Here is a 1,208-nt window from a genome sequence, read left to right on the forward strand (position 1 = left end):
GTCATGAGCAGCACGCAGACATTGAGCACGCTTCCCGCACGGTTTTCGAGCGGTGCACGTGGTGGCATCACCTCGATCTGTTCAGCGCATCCTGTGGTCATTGAAGCAGCTCTGCTTGAAGGCATTGCAACCAAAACCGACGTGTTGATCGAAGCCACCTGCAATCAGGTCAATCAGGATGGCGGCTATACCGGCATGACACCGGCTGATTTCCGCCGCTTTGTCGAAGACATTGCCGTCCGCCTCGGCTTTGATACCAAGCACCTTATTCTGGGTGGCGACCATCTGGGTCCAAATCCGTGGAAGCATCTGCCCGCAGAAGAAGCCATGCAGAAGTCCGAAATCATGATGGATGGCTTTGTGCGTGCAGGCTTTACCAAGATCCATCTCGACACCTCCATGGGCTGCGCCGGTGAACCGGTCGCTCTGCCGGATGCAATCACCGCGGAACGTGCAGCACGTCTTGCCAGGGTTGCAGAAAAAGCAGCCGCTGAATCCGGCTTTGATCTGCCGGTCTATATCGTCGGTACCGAGGTTCCGATCCCCGGCGGTGCGATGGAAGAAATTGAAGATCTGGAACTGACCACACCGCAAGCAGCCCTTGAAACTGTTGCTATTCACCGCAAGGCTTTTGCCGCGCTTGGTTTGGAAGATGCCTTTGCGCGTGCCATTGGTGTTGTCGTGCAGCCGGGTGTGGAATTTGGCAATGAGAATGTCGTCTATTACGATAGCGACAAGGCAACGGCGCTGAGCAGCACGCTCAATGAAATGCCGCAATTTGTCTTTGAAGCGCACTCAACCGACTATCAGCCGGTAGAAGCGCTTACTGACCTCGTTCATGACGGTTTTGCGATTCTGAAAGTCGGCCCGGGCCTCACCTTCGCGCTGCGTGAAGCGCTTTATGGCCTTGATCAGATTGCAGCTTTTCTCGACAAGCTACCGGAAGAAGAGACGGTTCGCGGCAAGCTTGAAAAGCTGCTTCTCAACGAGCCTAAGAACTGGGAGAAATATTATCATGGCGATGCGAGCGAGCTGCGTCTTCAGCGCCATTTCTCCTATAGCGATCGCATTCGCTATTACTGGCCACATCCTGAAGCGACCGCTGCTGTCAATTCACTCATGAAGCGTCTTGAAGGTCGCAAAATCCCGGAAACATTGATCAGCCAGTATCTCGGTACGCTTTATCCGGCTGTTGCCTCAGGCAAGGT

Annotated in this window: 1 protein-coding gene; it reads left to right on the top strand. The window is 54.4% G+C overall.

Going from position 1 to position 1,208, the window contains the following annotated elements:
• Window positions 1-3 precede the first annotated feature (3 nt).
• Window positions 4-1,208, top strand: a 1,205-nt coding sequence (locus CEV32_RS01965) for a D-tagatose-bisphosphate aldolase, class II, non-catalytic subunit (protein WP_094573772.1), incomplete at its 3' end; no start/stop codon positions are given.

This window comes from Brucella rhizosphaerae, assembly GCF_002252475.1.
In the GTDB taxonomy this organism is placed as follows: domain Bacteria; phylum Pseudomonadota; class Alphaproteobacteria; order Rhizobiales; family Rhizobiaceae; genus Brucella; species Brucella rhizosphaerae.